Source organism: Pseudomonas sp. MWU349, assembly GCF_017947325.1.
GTDB lineage: Bacteria > Pseudomonadota > Gammaproteobacteria > Pseudomonadales > Pseudomonadaceae > Aquipseudomonas > Aquipseudomonas protegens.
Genome location: NZ_JAFEVP010000005.1, coordinates 185,258 through 199,586, shown reverse-complemented (window position 1 = coordinate 199,586; position 14,329 = coordinate 185,258). Strand labels below are relative to the sequence as shown.

At 63.7% G+C, this 14,329-nt stretch carries 14 protein-coding genes; 8 read left to right on the top strand and 6 right to left on the bottom strand.

Annotated elements, in window-relative coordinates; translation table 11 throughout:
- Positions 1-144: 144 nt before the first annotated feature.
- Positions 145-861 carry an ABC-type transport auxiliary lipoprotein family protein gene (locus KCG88_RS21035; protein ID WP_210713022.1) on the top strand — a complete coding sequence of 239 codons (717 nt, stop codon included), beginning with the start codon at positions 145-147 and terminating at the stop codon, positions 859-861.
- A 226-nt stretch (positions 862-1,087) separates the two neighbouring features.
- Here the strand turns inward: KCG88_RS21035 and KCG88_RS21030 are convergent, their stop codons facing one another.
- Positions 1,088-2,614, bottom strand: a complete 1,527-nt coding sequence (locus KCG88_RS21030; RefSeq protein WP_210713021.1) for an AhpA/YtjB family protein — start codon at positions 2,612-2,614, stop codon at positions 1,088-1,090.
- A gap of 133 nt (positions 2,615-2,747) precedes the next feature.
- Here KCG88_RS21030 and serB point away from each other — a divergent pair, with 133 nt between their 5' ends.
- Positions 2,748-3,962: a phosphoserine phosphatase SerB gene (gene serB, locus KCG88_RS21025; protein WP_015633931.1), complete on the top strand. Its 1,215-nt coding sequence runs from the start codon at positions 2,748-2,750 to the stop codon at positions 3,960-3,962.
- A 72-nt stretch (positions 3,963-4,034) separates the two neighbouring features.
- Here the strand turns inward: serB and asd are convergent, their stop codons facing one another.
- From asd to KCG88_RS21010, 3 genes are read right to left on the bottom strand one after another with little or no spacing between them, the layout of a single operon-like run.
- On the bottom strand, positions 4,035-4,895 hold the full coding sequence (asd, locus tag KCG88_RS21020) for an archaetidylserine decarboxylase (protein ID WP_019093044.1): 861 nt from the start codon (positions 4,893-4,895) through the stop codon (positions 4,035-4,037).
- Positions 4,896-4,913: 18 nt separating this feature from the next.
- A complete protein-coding gene (gene rhdA / locus KCG88_RS21015; protein ID WP_047335526.1) occupies positions 4,914-5,729 on the bottom strand; it encodes a thiosulfate sulfurtransferase in 816 nt (271 codons plus the stop codon).
- A 43-nt stretch (positions 5,730-5,772) separates the two neighbouring features.
- Positions 5,773-7,311 (bottom strand): HDOD domain-containing protein, encoded by a 1,539-nt coding sequence (locus KCG88_RS21010; protein ID WP_210713020.1) that lies wholly within the window; start codon positions 7,309-7,311, stop codon positions 5,773-5,775.
- Between the two features lie 166 nt (positions 7,312-7,477).
- Between KCG88_RS21010 and motA the strand changes: the two genes are divergently transcribed.
- Both motA and motB read left to right on the top strand, forming a co-directional pair.
- Positions 7,478-8,329, top strand: coding sequence for a flagellar motor stator protein MotA (motA, locus tag KCG88_RS21005; RefSeq protein ID WP_011058928.1), 852 nt, complete (start codon positions 7,478-7,480; stop codon positions 8,327-8,329).
- Positions 8,330-8,332: 3 nt separating this feature from the next.
- Entirely contained in the window at positions 8,333-9,439 is a 1,107-nt protein-coding gene (gene motB / locus KCG88_RS21000) for a flagellar motor protein MotB (RefSeq protein ID WP_210713019.1), read from the top strand.
- 52 nt (positions 9,440-9,491) lie between these two features.
- Here motB and rsgA read toward each other — a convergent pair whose 3' ends face one another.
- Positions 9,492-10,523: a small ribosomal subunit biogenesis GTPase RsgA gene (gene rsgA, locus KCG88_RS20995; RefSeq protein WP_011058930.1), complete on the bottom strand. Its 1,032-nt coding sequence runs from the start codon at positions 10,521-10,523 to the stop codon at positions 9,492-9,494.
- A 108-nt stretch (positions 10,524-10,631) separates the two neighbouring features.
- Between rsgA and orn the strand changes: the two genes are divergently transcribed.
- Together orn and KCG88_RS20985 are read left to right on the top strand one after the other, a co-directional pair.
- On the top strand, positions 10,632-11,174 hold the full coding sequence (gene orn / locus KCG88_RS20990) for an oligoribonuclease (protein ID WP_011058931.1): 543 nt from the start codon (positions 10,632-10,634) through the stop codon (positions 11,172-11,174).
- A 95-nt stretch (positions 11,175-11,269) separates the two neighbouring features.
- Positions 11,270-11,884, top strand: a complete 615-nt coding sequence (locus KCG88_RS20985; protein WP_173655924.1) for a trimeric intracellular cation channel family protein — start codon at positions 11,270-11,272, stop codon at positions 11,882-11,884.
- Here KCG88_RS20985 and queG read toward each other — a convergent pair.
- The gene (gene queG / locus KCG88_RS20980; protein ID WP_047283680.1) at positions 11,866-12,945 is read right to left on the bottom strand and encodes a tRNA epoxyqueuosine(34) reductase QueG; all 1,080 of its coding nucleotides are present in this window, start codon (positions 12,943-12,945) and stop codon (positions 11,866-11,868) included. The genes KCG88_RS20985 and queG overlap by 19 nt on opposite strands.
- 63 nt (positions 12,946-13,008) lie before the next feature.
- Here queG and KCG88_RS20975 point away from each other — a divergent pair, with 63 nt between their 5' ends.
- Entirely contained in the window at positions 13,009-13,869 is an 861-nt protein-coding gene (locus tag KCG88_RS20975) for an NAD(P)H-hydrate dehydratase (RefSeq protein WP_047335531.1), read from the top strand.
- Positions 13,857-14,327 carry a tRNA (adenosine(37)-N6)-threonylcarbamoyltransferase complex ATPase subunit type 1 TsaE gene (gene tsaE, locus KCG88_RS20970; protein WP_015633937.1) on the top strand — a complete coding sequence of 157 codons (471 nt, stop codon included), beginning with the start codon at positions 13,857-13,859 and terminating at the stop codon, positions 14,325-14,327. Before KCG88_RS20975 ends, tsaE begins: the two co-directional genes overlap by 13 nt.
- Positions 14,328-14,329 lie beyond the last annotated feature (2 nt).

The window sequence follows — 14,329 nt, the reverse complement described above, 5'->3', positions numbered from 1 at the left end:
CAGGATCGACGCTACAACACTGGAGTCAGGGCGCATATTCACGGATGATATGCGCTTTCAAACGCTGGCGTGGCCGGGCGTTATTCAGGTTTTTTTGAGTATTTACACTGTGGCTAGCCTTGTGGCCGCCACCTGGATGGGATGATGACTGCTCTGCGCCTTCCTCTTGTTTTCTTGCTCGCCGGCGTTCTTGGCCTGGCGGGTTGCAGCGTACACCAGCCGGTGTCGCTGTATCAGCTGGACAGCGGAAGTCCAGCTCAGCCGGCCAGTGCCGGCATGTCGGTCTTGCTGGGGCCGGTGCTGATCGCCGATTACCTGCAACGTGAAACCCTCCTGCAGCGTCAGGATGATGGCAGCCTGCAGGCCTCCACTGATGGTCGCTGGGCTGGCAGCCTGTCTTCAGACATCGACCAGTTGCTGTTGCGCCAGGTGGCCGGTCATCTCGACAGCCAGCGGGTTGTATTGGCTCCGGCCACCAGCGGCTTCACTCCGGATGTCCAGGTGCTGCTGTCGATCACTCGCCTGGATTCAGGCAAGTCGCAGCCAGCGGTGCTGGATGCGCAATGGCGCCTGATCGACCGTCGTGGCCAGGTGCGGGACAACCGCATCGTTCATCTGCAGGAGCAGCACGCGGGAACCACGGCGTCCCAGGTCCAGGCCCAGGGCGTGCTGTTGCAGCGTCTGGCTGAACAGTTGTCGGTTGCCCTCAAGCCTCTGGCCAATCAGCCCGCGGTGGCAGAGGTGCCACGCAAGGCGGCCCCGGCCCCGGCCCCTGCGCACAAGCCTGCCGAGCAGGAAAAGCAGCCGAAGATTCCGATGGCCACGCCGATCCGCACGGATATGGAAGTGTTCAGGTTCTGAGTTGACATGCTGCGAGACAAGGCCCGCCCAACAGCGGGCCTTGTCGTTTCTGGCTCTGGCCAACGCAATCTCCTGTAGCCGTTGCCGAAGGCTGCGAGCGGACCGCAGGCATGCAACGATAACACCCACGTTGAAGCCCTGCGGGGCTTGTCGCAGGCTGCGCCAGCGGCTACACGAAGCTCATGAAAAAGCCCGCACTGGGCGGGCTTCTTTTTGCGGGTCAGCCTTACAGCTTGGCCCGTGTTTCATGCATGCGTGCCAGTTGCCGCTCCAGCATCGACGGGTAGGGCTCCATCAGGCGTTCCACGCAGCAGGCACCTTCCGGGCTGGCGATCGGGCGAATACGTGCCCGCTGGCGCAGCAGCGGGTCGTCATTGACCTTGCGCTCCACCAGCAGCAGGTTGCGGCTGTGCTGGGACAGGGCCAGGGCATCCTGAGCGGTTTCGGTGAGCAGCAGGTCGATCTGGCTCAGGCCGAACAGTTCGTCGCCCAGGGTCAGGCCCAGTTGCAGTTGCAGGGTGATGCCGCTGTCCGCCACTTCGATCTGCAGGGCATGGCCCAGGGCGCGCAGCAACTCGCCGCAGCAGATGGCGTTGGTCAGGTAGTCGTCACCGCTGTCTTCGCTGTGGAACAGCATCAGCGTGCTGCCGTCGTTCAGGGTATGCAGTTCGCTCTGGTACAGCGAGGCGGCCTGGTCGAGGCAATCGCGGTAACGCTCCAGCAGTTCCATCAGGCGGGCGCGGGGCAGGCGCCGCAGTTGCTCCTGGGCACCGAGTTGCACCGCCAGTACCGCACTGTGCTGGGGCTGGGCCGGAACCTGTGGTTGCGGTTGTGGCTTGGTAGCAGGCGTCGATGAGCTGTCCCGCAGGTCGGCGAAGGGGTCTTCCTCGTCCAGTTCATCTTCTTCGGCGTGAACCAGATGCCGGGGTGCAGGCTTCAGGCCTGCTACCGGAGCGCTTTCGTCGAAGCTCGGGTCCCGCAGGTTGCGCACTTCGAACGCCGGCTCATCGTCCTCGTCGTCCTGCACTTCAGCTTCGGGCTGCGGTGCCGGCTCGGGCTTTTCCGGCACCAGGCGGGCATGCAGCTGACGCGCCAGATCGCCGATTTCGTCCTGGCGCTGGGTGGCGGGAGTGTGTTCGTCCAGGTCACGCAGCCAGACTCGCAGTTGCAGCAGCGGAGTCGAGATGTGCCGCCCCAGGCGCAGGCTCAAGGCCAGGGCCAGGGCCAGCAGGATGGCGCTGAGGATGCCCATGCTTTGCAGGCTGATGGTCATCGGCTGCTGGAATTGCGCCATGTCCAGGCTGATTCGCAGGTTGCCCGCGGTCACGTCCTGGAAGGTGATCTTGGTCTGGTACACGCCCTCGGTTTCACCCAGCAGGCTGCTCTTGGGGCGCTGGCCGGCCTCGGCGAGGATGCGGTTGTCCACGCTGTAGATGGCCGCGTGGGCCACCAGCGGGTTCTTGGTCAGATTGTTGAGCAGGACGTTGAGGCTGAGGATGTCGTTGGACACCAGCAGCTCGGTGGCCGAGGTGGCGGTCTGGGTGGTCAGGCTCTGACCCAGGGCGTCGGCTTGTTCGTGCATGGCTTGCTTGAACTGCAGGCCCATCACGCCGGCATAGATCACCAGGGCCAGGGCGACCAGGATCACGTTATGGCTGGCAATGCGCAATGCAATCGGCACACGGCGGTGGCGCAGTGCACGGAAGATCAGCAGGAAGAAGTTATCGGTTTTAACTGGCGTGGGCCGGTTCACTGAGCTCGGCTCTTTTGTCCGTGAAGTTGACGCGCAGTATAGCGACAGGCCCTAGACCGGCAAAGCGCTGGCTGTGCCCGATGGTCACCGAAAGTGGGTAGAATGCGCTTTTTTTCCACCTCGGGGGTGCGCCTTGCGCGAAATTGTCCTGATAAACATCACCGGCGAAGATCGTCCCGGTCTGACTGCGGCCATTACCGGCGTTCTGGCCCAGGGTGGTGTGAACATTCTCGACATCGGTCAGGCGGTGATCCACGACACCTTGTCGTTCGGCATCCTGGTTGAAATTCCCAGCAACGAGCAGAGCTCGTCGGTGCTCAAGGACATCCTGTTCACCGCCTACAAGCTCGACCAGCAGGTGCGTTTCACGCCGGTATCCGAGCAGGACTACCAGCAGTGGGTCGCCGGGCAGGGCAAGAAGCGCCATATCGTGACCCTGCTGACGCGCAAGGTCACCGCCGAACAGTTGCAGCGCGTGAGTTCCATCACCGCCAAGTACGGTCTGAACATCGACCATATCGATCGCCTGTCCGGGCGCATGCCCCTGGACATGCCCGCCGACCAGGGCAAGGGCTGCATCGAGTTCTCGGTACGTGGTGAAGCTGCCGATCCGCAAGCCCTGCGGGCCGAGTTCCTGAGCGTGGCCCAGGAGCTGAACGTCGATATCGCCTTCCAGGAAGACTCGCTGTTCCGCCGTAACCGGCGCCTGGCGGTGTTCGACATGGATTCGACGCTGATCGAGGCCGAAGTTATCGACGAGCTGGCCAAGGCGGCCGGTGTCGGCGATCGGGTCGCGGAAATCACTGAGCGGGCGATGGCCGGCGAGCTGGACTTCCGCGCCAGTTTCAAGGAGCGCCTGGCGTTGCTCAAGGGCCTGGACGTCAATGTGCTGGACGCAATCGGCGCCTCCCTGCGCCTGACCGAGGGCGCCGAAACCCTGTTCGCCGAGCTCAAGCGCCTGGGCTACAAGACCGCGATCCTCTCCGGCGGCTTTACCTACTTCGCCAAACAGCTGCAGGCCAAGCTGGGTATCGACTATGTGTTCGCCAACGAGCTGGAAGTGGTGGACGGCAAGGTCACTGGCGTGGCGGTGGAGCCGATTGTCGACGCCCAGCGCAAGGCCGATCTGCTGCGTGAGCTGGCGCACAAGGAAGGCCTGCGCCTGGAGCAGACCATCGCTGTCGGCGACGGCGCCAACGATCTGCCGATGCTCGGCATTGCCGGCCTGGGCGTGGCATTCCGCGCCAAGCCGCTGGTCAAGCAGTCGGCCAAGCAGGCGATCTCGACCCTGGGCCTGGATGGCGTGCTGTACCTGCTGGGGTTCCGTGACCGCGACGGGCAGCTCTGAGCCGCTGGAAAATCCTCGCCCATAAAAAAACGCCGCTGATCAGCGGCGTTTTTTATGTCCGGCATTCAGGCCTCAAGCCTTGGGCAGGCCCAGGCCCTGGCCCATCCGCACCGGCGAGCCGGCAGCCAGCTCTTGGGCCCACTGCACCTGATTCGGGCCAAACAGCACGATGGCCGTGGAGCCCAGCTTGAAGCGGCCCATTTCGGCGCCTTTCTCCAGGTGGATCGGAGCGCGGGCGGCTTCGTCGTAGCGCACGGTCTTGAGTTCGCGCTTGGGCGGCGTTACCAGGCCGGCCCAGACGGTTTCGATCGAAGCGACGATCATCGCGCCCACCAGCACCAGCGCCATCGGGCCGCGCTCGGTATCGAAGATGCACACCACGCGCTCGTTGCGGGCGAACAGCTCGGGTACGTTTTCAGCGGTAGTCTGATTGACCGAGAAGATCCGGCCCGGCACATAGACCATTTCCCGCAGGGTGCCGGCCAGGGGCATGTGCACCCGGTGGTAGTCCTTGGGGGAGAGGTAGATGGTGGCGAAGTCGCCGCCCATGAACGGCTGCGCCAGGGCCGGGTCGCCGCCCAGCAGTTCCAGCACGCTGTAGCTGTGGCCCTTGGCCTGGAACACCCGGCCGTGCTCGATCGGGCCCAGTTGGCTGACCGCGCCGTCGGCAGGGCTGAGCACCGCGCCCGGGGTCGGGTCCAGCGGCCGCGCGCCGTCTTTGAGGGCGCGGGTGAAGAAGGCGTTGAAGTGCTCGTAGGCGGTCACGTCCTCGACCTGGGCTTCGGACATATCCACCTGATACTGCTTGGCGAACCAGCGGGTGAAGGCATTCTTGAACCAGCGCACGCGGCACTCGGCAATGCAGCCGGCCAGGCGTGACAGCAGGTGATGAGGCAGCAGGTACTGGCTGATGATGAACAAACGCTTTTTCATTGGGTGTCCTTAAAAACCTTAAATCTCTACGGGCGTATCGGGATGATTGCCCCATTCGCCCCAGGAGCCGGCGTAGCCCTTGACCCGCGGGTAGCCTAGCGCCTTGGCCACCAGATAGGTGAAGCCGGAGCGATGGTGGGTCTGGCAGTGGGTGATCACTTCTTTGTCTTTGCTGATGCCCAGGTCCGCAAGGATCTGTGGCATGTCGCGGCGGATGCGCAGGTGGCGTGCCTGATCCATGCCGGCGGTCCATTCGAAATTCACCGCGCCGGGGATGTGCCCGCCCTTGGCTGCCAGGACTTTTTCGCCGGAGTACTCCAGCGGTCCGCGGGCGTCCCAGATCACCAGGTCCGCCGCGCCGAGGCGGCTTTGCAGGTATTCGCGGGTGGCGGTGGGCTCGTCATGCAGGGTCAGCGCCACGGGGGCGCCGACCGTGGCCGGGACTTCGGTAGACACGGGCAGGCCTTCTGCCAGCCAGGCCGGCAGGCCGCCGTCGAGGTAGTGGTAGCGATGGTGGCCGATCACGTCCAGCAGCCAGATGAAGCGTCCGGCCCAGCCACCGCCTTCATCGTCGTAGACCACATAGACCGCGTCCGGGTTGTGCCCGAGCTCGCCGAACAGCGTTTCAAGCGCCGCTTGCGGCGGCAGCAGCCCGGGAGCCGGTGCCTGGCCCAGTTGAGTGCGCTTGGGATCGACGAAGCGTGCCCCGGGAATATGCCCGGTGGCGTAGCGGGCAGCGCTGGTCAGGTCGACCAGGATCAGTTCGCGGGCGTTCAGGCGGGCGAGCAGGTCGCTCGGTTCAATGACCAGCGGCAAGCCAGAGAAGTCAGACATGTCAGGTCCCCAGGGCGCAAAGGGAAGGATTGTAGCGCAAGCGTCATTGGCTGCGGTTGGTAAAGCTGTGCAAGGCTTTTTCGATGCACTGGGCGGTCTTGCCGAAGGCCTGGACGCTGATTTCCGAGAACGGTACGCCGCCCTGGTCGGCGATCGCCAGCATCAGTACCCGGCCATTGCACGACAGTGAGCGGATCAGCAGGTGTTCGCCGCGAAACAGCTGGCGCAGCGAGCTTGGCAGGTGAGGGGCGAACTGGGCCCGGTTGGCCGGGGTCAGGCGGATCTGCGCGGATTTTTCCAGCAGGCGTTGCAACAGCGGGCTCTGCTTGGCCTGCAAGGTCAGGCTGGCCGCTTCCCTGGGCAGGCCGTAAAGCTGTTGCACTCGCAGGTGGCTCAGGCTGCGATCGACCATCAGCAGCATGACCCGATGCATGCCGCACGCCGCCAGGGCATCCCGGGCAAAGCCGGTAAGGTGCACGGCGTTGGTAAAGGGGCTGGGGTCCAGCAACAGTTCGCTGCAGAGCTTTCGCCACTTGGCCAGTTCCAGTGCGGTGGGCGCCGGGGCTGGTTGCTCGCCGTGATGCAGGCGTCGGGCATCCCAGGGCCAGAGCAGGGCCTGGGCCGGGTGCCAGAGGTCGGGCTGGGTGTCGTGGCGGGCGCTTTGTACGGCCTGCTGGTGCAACTGTTGCTGGACCTGGTCCAGGGGGATCTGCAGATAAAGGGCGGTAAGATTCTGCCAGCGCCGGCCATGGGGGCTGCTCCAGGACTGTTGTGCCGCCAGCGCCAGACCATTGGCCAGCAACACGGTGTTGGCCGGCTGGTTCAGCCAGCGCCGCAGGTCCGGTTCAGCGTCCAGGCGTTGTTGCTGGCGCAGCGGGTTGTCGCTGTCGCGGGCAATCAGCATGACCTTGGCCAGCAGGTGCTGCTCCTGGGTCAGCAGGCGATAGCCCTGCTGGACCCAGATCGGCAGGTGCCAGGCCAGGACCAGGGCCTGGCACATTTCCATCAGCCGCACCCCGAACAGTTGCAGTTCAACGTCGTGTGCGGATTCGTGCTTGTAGATGACCCGCAGTTCCCACTCTTCCAGCAGTTTGGGATAGACCAGGGCCATGGCCCACAGCGGCGAGAGAAACAGCAGGCTGCCCCAGTGGATGTCCTGCCAGAGTCGGGCCAGGCGTCCGGCAAAGAAGCCGTTGGCTTGCTGGCTGGCGTGCTGGCTGATCAGCTGGAACTGGCGCAATGCCTGGGGGATCTGCGCTTCAGGCAGCGTCGGCAGTTGCTCGAGCAACTCCTCGGTACGCTTGAGGCCCAGGCGGTTGACCGCGATCTCCAGGTTTTCCGCCGGTTCGCTCATGCTGCCGTGGGAATGCCGGTTGGCTTCGCGGATTACGCTCAAGGCCAGTGCCGGGCTGTTTTGCATCAGATCGACAATCTCCCGCAGCGAGCTGCGGTTGTTGGCGATGGCACGGCAGACCCGGTCATGGCTGGCCTGGGGCACTGGCAGGCGCACGCCATTGAGGAGCTTTACCCAGGCGTCGAGAGAGGCGGGCGGAGAATGTGGGACGCTGGTTTCGTTAGACATGGTCGGGCGCAATCATCGTCTGCTGTGAACACGCCCAGAGCGGGCCAAACTGGCTTTTCGCCTTAACTGGCTATAGTCTGGCGCAGTTTTGCCGATAAGTAGAAGAAGAGTTTTAAGAACTTCCGAATATGACCTTGAACCCGACTCAATAAGTACTCCCCTACCTATGGCTAAAATTATCGGCATCATCGTCGTATTCGCGAGCGTGCTCGGCGGATACGTGCTTTCCCACGGCAAAATCGCGGCGCTGATCCAGCCTTTCGAAGTGCTGATCATCGGCGGCGCAGCCTTTGGCGCATTCCTCCAGGCCAACCCGGGCTATATGACGATGCACGTCGTCAAGAAATCCCTGGGCATGTTCAGCTCGCGCTTCACCCACACCTTCTACCTGGAAGTGCTGGGCCTGATCTACGAGATCCTCAACAAGAGTCGTCGCGAAGGCATGATGGCCATCGAAGGCGATATCGAGGACGCCGCGGCCAGCCCGATTTTCGCCAAGTACCCGGCGGTGCTCAAAGATGAACGCATGACCGCCTTCGTCTGTGATTATCTGCGCATCATGTCCTCCGGCAACATGGCTCCCCACGAGCTGGAAGGCCTGTTTGACATGGAGCTGTTCAGCCTCAAGGAAGACCTTGAGCATCCATCCCATGCGGTCAACGGGATTGCCGACGGCATGCCCGGTTTCGGTATCGTCGCGGCGGTCTTGGGGATCGTGGTGACCATGGCCTCCCTGGGCGATGGCGACCAGAAGTCCATCGGCCTGCACGTAGGTGCGGCGCTGGTGGGGACCTTCTTCGGTATTCTCGCGGCCTATGGTTTCTTCGGCCCGCTGGCCCACTCCCTGGCCCACGACGCCAAGGAAGAACTGAACGTCTACGAAGCCATCAAGGCGTCGCTGGTGGCCTCGGCTTCCGGCATGCCGCCGTCCCTGGCCGTGGAGTTCGGGCGCAAGGTTCTGTATCCGGCGCACCGTCCTAGCTTCGCCGAGCTGGAACAAGCGGTTCGCGGTCGCTAAGTCATGGAAAATAATCAGCCGATTATCATCAAGCGCGTCAAGCGCTTCGCTGGCGGACATCACGGGGGCGCCTGGAAAATCGCCTTCGCCGACTTCGCCACGGCGATGATGGCGTTCTTCCTGGTGTTGTGGCTGCTGTCCACGGCCACCCCGGAACAGAAGATCGCCATCGCCGGTTACTTCAAGGACCCGATCGGCTTCTCGGAAAGCGGTACGCCCTACATCATCGACCTGGGCGGCTCCCCGGAGCTGGCGCCGGACAACACCCTCAACCCCGAGATCAAGTCCCAGCCACAACCGGACAAGGTCACGGTGGATGCCGATCAGGTGGAGGGCATGGCCGAGCAGGTCGAGCGCGAGCGTCTCGAGTTGCTGTTGCAAGAGTTGCAGAACAAGGTTGAAGAGAACCCGCAACTGCAGAAGTTCAAGGACCAGATCCTCTTCGAGATCACCCCGGACGGCTTGCGGATCCAGATCATGGACGCCGAGAACCGGCCGATGTTCGACTCTGGCAGTGCACGTCTGAAGCCGTATTTCGAAGACATCCTGCTGGCCATGGCCGACACCATCAAGACCGTGCCGAACAAGATCAGCATCAGCGGTCACACCGACGCCAAGCCCTATTCGGGCACTGGCGACTTCGGCAACTGGGAACTGTCGGCCAACCGGGCCAACGCTGCGCGTCGGGCGCTGGTGGCGGGTGGTTACCCTGATCCGCAAGTGGCGCGTGTGGTGGGCTTTGCTTCGTCGGCGCTGTTCGATCGCAAGGATCCGTTCAACCCGGTCAACCGGCGCATCGATATCGTCGTGCTGACCAAGAAGGCCCAGCGTGCCATCGAGGGTGAGCAGACCGATCCCAATGCGCCTGCACCGACCCAGGGTAGCGGCGCTCCCGGTGAGGTGCCGGGGGCGGCGGCCGACCCGAATGCCTTGCCGCCCGGTAGCGAGCCGCTGCCGGCGCACGAGGTGCGTCAACGCATGAACATCTTCGAGGACGGTGTGTTGAAGATGGACGAGCAGGGGGCGGCGGGCCAGTCTTCCGCTCCAGCTCCAGCTCCAGCTCCAGCCGCGCCGGTGGCGCCGCCCGCTACGCCGGGCACGGCGAAGTGACAAACGACAAGGCCGCGAAGATCGCGGCCTTGTCGTATCTGGGGCAGCTCAATCAGTAACTGTTGTCTGGCAGGCTGGCGAGGATCGAGCGGTAGCTGTTCATCCGTTGCTGCTGGATGCGCCCGTCTTCCAGGGCCTTGAGCAAGGCACAACCCGGCTCGCGATCGTGCTTGCAGTCGCGGAAGCGGCAGGTGCCCAGCAGGTCATTGAACTCGATGAACCCGGCCTCGACATCGGCGCGGCTGACATGGCCGAGGCCGAACTCACGGATACCGGGGGAGTCGATCAGCTCACCGCCACCGGGGAAGTGGAACAGGCGCGCGGTCGTGGTGGTGTGAGTGCCCTGGCCGGAGAACTCCGACAGCGGGCCGACGCGGGTTTCGACTTCCGGCAGCAGGCTGTTGACCAGGGACGACTTGCCCACCCCCGACTGGCCGACGAATACACTGATGCGCCCGTCCAGCAGGGCTTGCAACTGCTCCATGCCGTCGCCGTGATGAGCCGAGACCTCCAGCAGCGGGTAGCCCAGCTGGCGGTAGACCGCGAGCAGGGCGTTGAGCGCAGGGGCGTTCTGCTCATCGATCAGGTCGGCCTTGTTCAGCAGCAGCAACGGCCGGATTCCAGCATGCTCGGCGGCGACCAGGTAGCGGTCGATCAGGTTGGCGTGGGGCTCGGGCATGGGCGCAAACACGATCACGATCATGTCGACGTTGGCGGCCACCGGCTTGAGCTGGCCGCGGCTGTCCGGGCGGCACAGCTCGGTGCTGCGCGGCAGTTGCGCGACGATCACCCCGATGCCCTGGTTGCCGGCGCGCCAGACCACCTGGTCGCCGGTCACCAGGGCCGGCAGGTTGGCCCGCAGGTAGCAGCGGAACACCTGGCCGGCCGTTTCGCCTTCGCGAGCCTCGACTTCGACCTGGACGCCGAAGTGGGCGATGACCAGGCCGGTCTGTTCCGGGCCCAGGTCGCCACCTTCCAGCGCCTCGACGGCAGAGGACTCGCGTTTGGCGGCGCGGGCGGCGCGCTCACCCTGGATCTTTTCGATGCGCCAGTTTTGGCGGCGATTGAGCTGGCGTTTGGCCATTGGTGTTCCGTGTCGATAATTACGGCGGATAGGTAAAACGGCGGCGAGTTTAGCACGCCGGGCAGGCCCTCTAGGCTAAACTGCGCAACTACGCCGAGGAGCCCACCCATGCAAAACCCGCAGAACCTGATTTGGATCGACCTGGAAATGACCGGTCTGAACCCTGACACCGACGTCATCATCGAGATGGCCACCATTGTCACTGACAGCAACCTCAACACCTTGGCTGAAGGACCGGTCATCGCCATCCACCAGAGCGACGAGATCCTCGCCGGCATGGATGAATGGAACACCCGCCAGCACGGTGGTTCCGGTCTGACCCAGCGGGTTCGCGAAAGCCGCATCAGCATGGCCGAAGCCGAAGCCCAGACCATTGCCTTCCTGGAGCAGTGGGTGCCCAAGGGCAAATCGCCGATCTGCGGCAACAGCATCTGCCAGGACCGGCGCTTCCTGTACCGCCACATGAAGGCTCTGGAAAGCTACTTCCACTACCGCAACCTGGACGTCTCGACCCTCAAGGAACTGGCCGCCCGCTGGGCGCCGGACGTGCGCGACAGCTTCAAGAAAGGCAGCACCCACCTGGCCCTGGACGATATTCGCGAATCCATCGCCGAGCTCCAGCACTACCGCAAGCATTTCATCAAGTTCTGACCCGCAGGCGCCGGCTGCGGTTCGGCGCCCGTACCCGCCCTCTTTTGGTGCCCGCTTCAACTGAGTAGACTGCGCGCCTTCCTGCAAGGACCGCCATCATGCTGTTGATGCTTTATCTGATCGCCATTACCGCCGAAGCCATGACCGGCGCCCTGTCTGCCGGCCGGCGCGGCATGGACTGGTTCGGCGTGGTGCTGATCGCCTGCGTCACCGCACTCGGCGGCGGTTCGGTGCGTGATGTGCTGCTGGGCCACTACCCGCTGACCTGGGTCAAGCACCCGGAATACCTGGTGCTGACGTCGGTGGCGGCATTGGTGACGATCTTTATCGCGCCCTTGATGCGTCACCTGCGCTCGCTGTTTCTGGTGCTCGACGCCGTGGGCCTGGTGGCCTTTACCCTGATCGGCTGCATGACCGCCCTGGAAATGGGCCACGGTATGCTGGTGGCTTCAGTCAGCGGGGTGATCACCGGGGTCTTTGGCGGCATCCTCAGGGACATCTTCTGCAACGACATCCCGCTGATCTTTCGCCGCGAGTTGTACGCCAGCGTGTCCTTTGCCGCGGCCTGGTGCTACATGCTGTGCATCTACCTGCAACTGCCCAGCGAGCAGTCGATCCTGATTACCCTGTTCGGCGGCTTTCTATTGCGCCTGCTGGCGATCCGTTTTCACTGGGAAATGCCCAAGTTCGTCTACAACGACGAACACTGACGGTTGGCGTGCTGCTCCAGGGCCCATTGCACATGTTCGCGAACCAGTTCCGAGGGGTAGTCCTGGCGGGCCTTGAGGGCTTCCAGCACCGGAATGCTAGAGGGCGCATTGCCCAGGCCCACCGCCAGGTTGCGTAGCCAGCGCTCGTAGCCGGCGCGGCGCAAGGGTGAGCCTTCGGTATTGCTGAGGAATTTATCCTCGTCCCACATGAACAGCTCTGCCAGTTCGGCATTGTCCAGGTTGTGCCGGGGCTTGAAGTCGCCCTCGGCCGTTGAACGGGCGAAGCGATTCCAGGGGCAGACGATCTGGCAGTCGTCGCAGCCGAATACCCGGTTGCCGATCAGCGGGCGCAGGTCTTCGGGGATGGCGCTTTTGAGCTCGATGGTCAGGTAGGAAATGCACCGTCGGGCATCCAGCACATAGGGGCCGACGAAGGCGTTGGTTGGGCAGATGTCCAGGCAGGCGGTGCAGCGGCCGCAGTGTTCCGTGGCGTGGGGCGCGTCCACCGGCAGTGGCAGGTCGACGAACAGTTCGCTGAGGAAGAAGTAGCTGCCGGCTTTGCGATTCAGCACCAGGGTGTTCTTGCCGATCCAGCCGAGCCCGGCCTGTTCGGCAATGGCTTTTTCCAGCACCGGAGCGCTATCGACGAAGGCGCGGTAGCCGAAGGGGCCGATGGCCTGCTGAATGCGCTCGGCCAGTTGCTGTACGCGCTTGCGGATCAGTTTGTGATAATCGCGCCCCAGGGCATAGCGCGAAACATAGGCCTTGGAAGGCTGGGCCAGGCGCTGGGCCATCTGGGTGTCGCCGGGCAGGTAGTCCATGCGCAGCGAAACCACCCGTAGGGTGCCAGGCACCAACTGGTCGGGATGGGAGCGTTTGCTGCCGTGGGCGCCCATGTATTCCATCTCGCCGTGGTAGCCGGCGGCGAGCCAGCGTTCCAGGTGCTGCTCATGCTCGGCCAGGTCCAGGCCGCTGATGCCGACTTGTTGAAAGCCCAGTTCGCGGCCCCAGTCCTTGATCGATTGGGCGAGAGCGGGAAGATCCTGGGTAATAGCGGGCATGAGGCGAGAGAAACCGGGGCTGAGGTGCGTATAATTCTGCCAGACATCGGAGCCCGAAGACGCATGCCGCAGACAAAACACCCCCTACCTGACGTTCAGTTGCTGACTTCTGGCCATTTGCCACGCCTGAAGGGACGACTTCGCGATGCCCACAAGGGCCAGTTCGGCCACCTGTTGCTGATTGGAGGCGATCGAGGTTTTGCCGGCGCCGCCTTACTGAGTGCGGAAAGTGCCTTGCGCAGTGGCGCGGGGCTGGTGTCCCTGGCGACCCGCAGTGAGCATGTGGCTGCCGCTGTGGCGCGCTTGCCGGAGGTCATGACCCAGGGCACTCATTCGGCCAACCAGTTGATGGGGTTGCTGGCTCGGGCCACGGTGCTGGTGGTCGGGCCGGGGTTGGGGCAGGGCGCCTGGGGGCGCAGTCTGCTGTCGGCGGCGGCCAATGCGCCGCTGCCCCAGGTGTGGGATGCCGATGCCTTGAACCTGCTGGCCGAGGGCGGGCTGCAACTGCCTGCCGCGAGTGTCATCACTCCCCATCCGGGAGAGGCGGCGCGGCTGCTGGGCATCTCCAGCGCCGAGGTGCAGGCGGATCGCCCAGCAGCGGCCCTGGCGCTGAGCAAAAAATACGCAGCGGTTGCGGTGCTCAAGGGGGCCGGTAGCCTGATCGCCACTGCCGACGGGCGGCTGGCCCGCTGTGACGCGGGGCATCCGGCGATGGCCACGGCAGGCTTGGGTGATGTGCTGGCTGGCCTGATTGGCGCCTTGTTGGCGCAAGGCTTGTCGGCATTCGATGCCGCTTGCCTGGCGGTCTGGCTGCATGCCAGTGCGGGCGAGCAGCAAGGCAAATTGGGCCGAGGGCTGGCGGCCAGTGATCTGATTCCAGCCATTCGTCAGTTGTTGGAGGAACAATCACCGTGTCTGAGTTAACCCTTTTTCTGGCCGACGAACAGGCCATGGTGGAATTTGGTGCACGTATAGCCCAGGTGACCCAAGGCGTGGGAGTGATTTTCCTCGAAGGCGACCTGGGGGCGGGCAAAACCACCTTGTCGCGAGGGATCATCCGTGGCCTGGGGCATGCGGGGGCAGTGAAGAGCCCGACCTTTACCCTGGTCGAACCGTACGAGATCGGTTCGGTGCGGGCTTTCCACTTCGATTTGTACCGTCTGGTGGATCCGGAAGAGCTGGAGTTCCTGGGGATTCGCGACTACTTCGAGGGCGATGCTCTGTGCCTGTTGGAGTGGCCCCAGCGTGGTGCAGGCTTTTTGCCAAAGCCTGACCTGACCATTACCATTACCCCGCATAACAATGGGCGTTCTGTGCATCTGTTGTCTCAAGGCTCGCGTGGCGAGTCCTGGTGTGCCGCTTTGGCGTTGGAATTCAAATAATT

What these genes read in the sequence shown, in the direction of transcription:
- KCG88_RS21035 (WP_210713022.1), top strand. Translation starts at nt 145, where the DNA reads ATGACTGCTCTGCGCCTTCCTCTTGTTTTCTTGCTCGCCGGCGTTCTT.
- asd (WP_019093044.1), bottom strand. Translation starts at nt 4,895, where the DNA reads ATGAAAAAGCGTTTGTTCATCATCAGCCAGTACCTGCTGCCTCATCAC.
- rhdA (WP_047335526.1), bottom strand. Translation starts at nt 5,729, where the DNA reads ATGTCTGACTTCTCTGGCTTGCCGCTGGTCATTGAACCGAGCGACCTG.
- KCG88_RS21010 (WP_210713020.1), bottom strand. Translation starts at nt 7,311, where the DNA reads ATGTCTAACGAAACCAGCGTCCCACATTCTCCGCCCGCCTCTCTCGAC.
- motA (WP_011058928.1), top strand. Translation starts at nt 7,478, where the DNA reads ATGGCTAAAATTATCGGCATCATCGTCGTATTCGCGAGCGTGCTCGGC.
- motB (WP_210713019.1), top strand. Translation starts at nt 8,333, where the DNA reads ATGGAAAATAATCAGCCGATTATCATCAAGCGCGTCAAGCGCTTCGCT.
- rsgA (WP_011058930.1), bottom strand. Translation starts at nt 10,523, where the DNA reads ATGGCCAAACGCCAGCTCAATCGCCGCCAAAACTGGCGCATCGAAAAG.
- orn (WP_011058931.1), top strand. Translation starts at nt 10,632, where the DNA reads ATGCAAAACCCGCAGAACCTGATTTGGATCGACCTGGAAATGACCGGT.
- queG (WP_047283680.1), bottom strand. Translation starts at nt 12,945, where the DNA reads ATGCCCGCTATTACCCAGGATCTTCCCGCTCTCGCCCAATCGATCAAG.
- KCG88_RS20975 (WP_047335531.1), top strand. Translation starts at nt 13,009, where the DNA reads ATGCCGCAGACAAAACACCCCCTACCTGACGTTCAGTTGCTGACTTCT.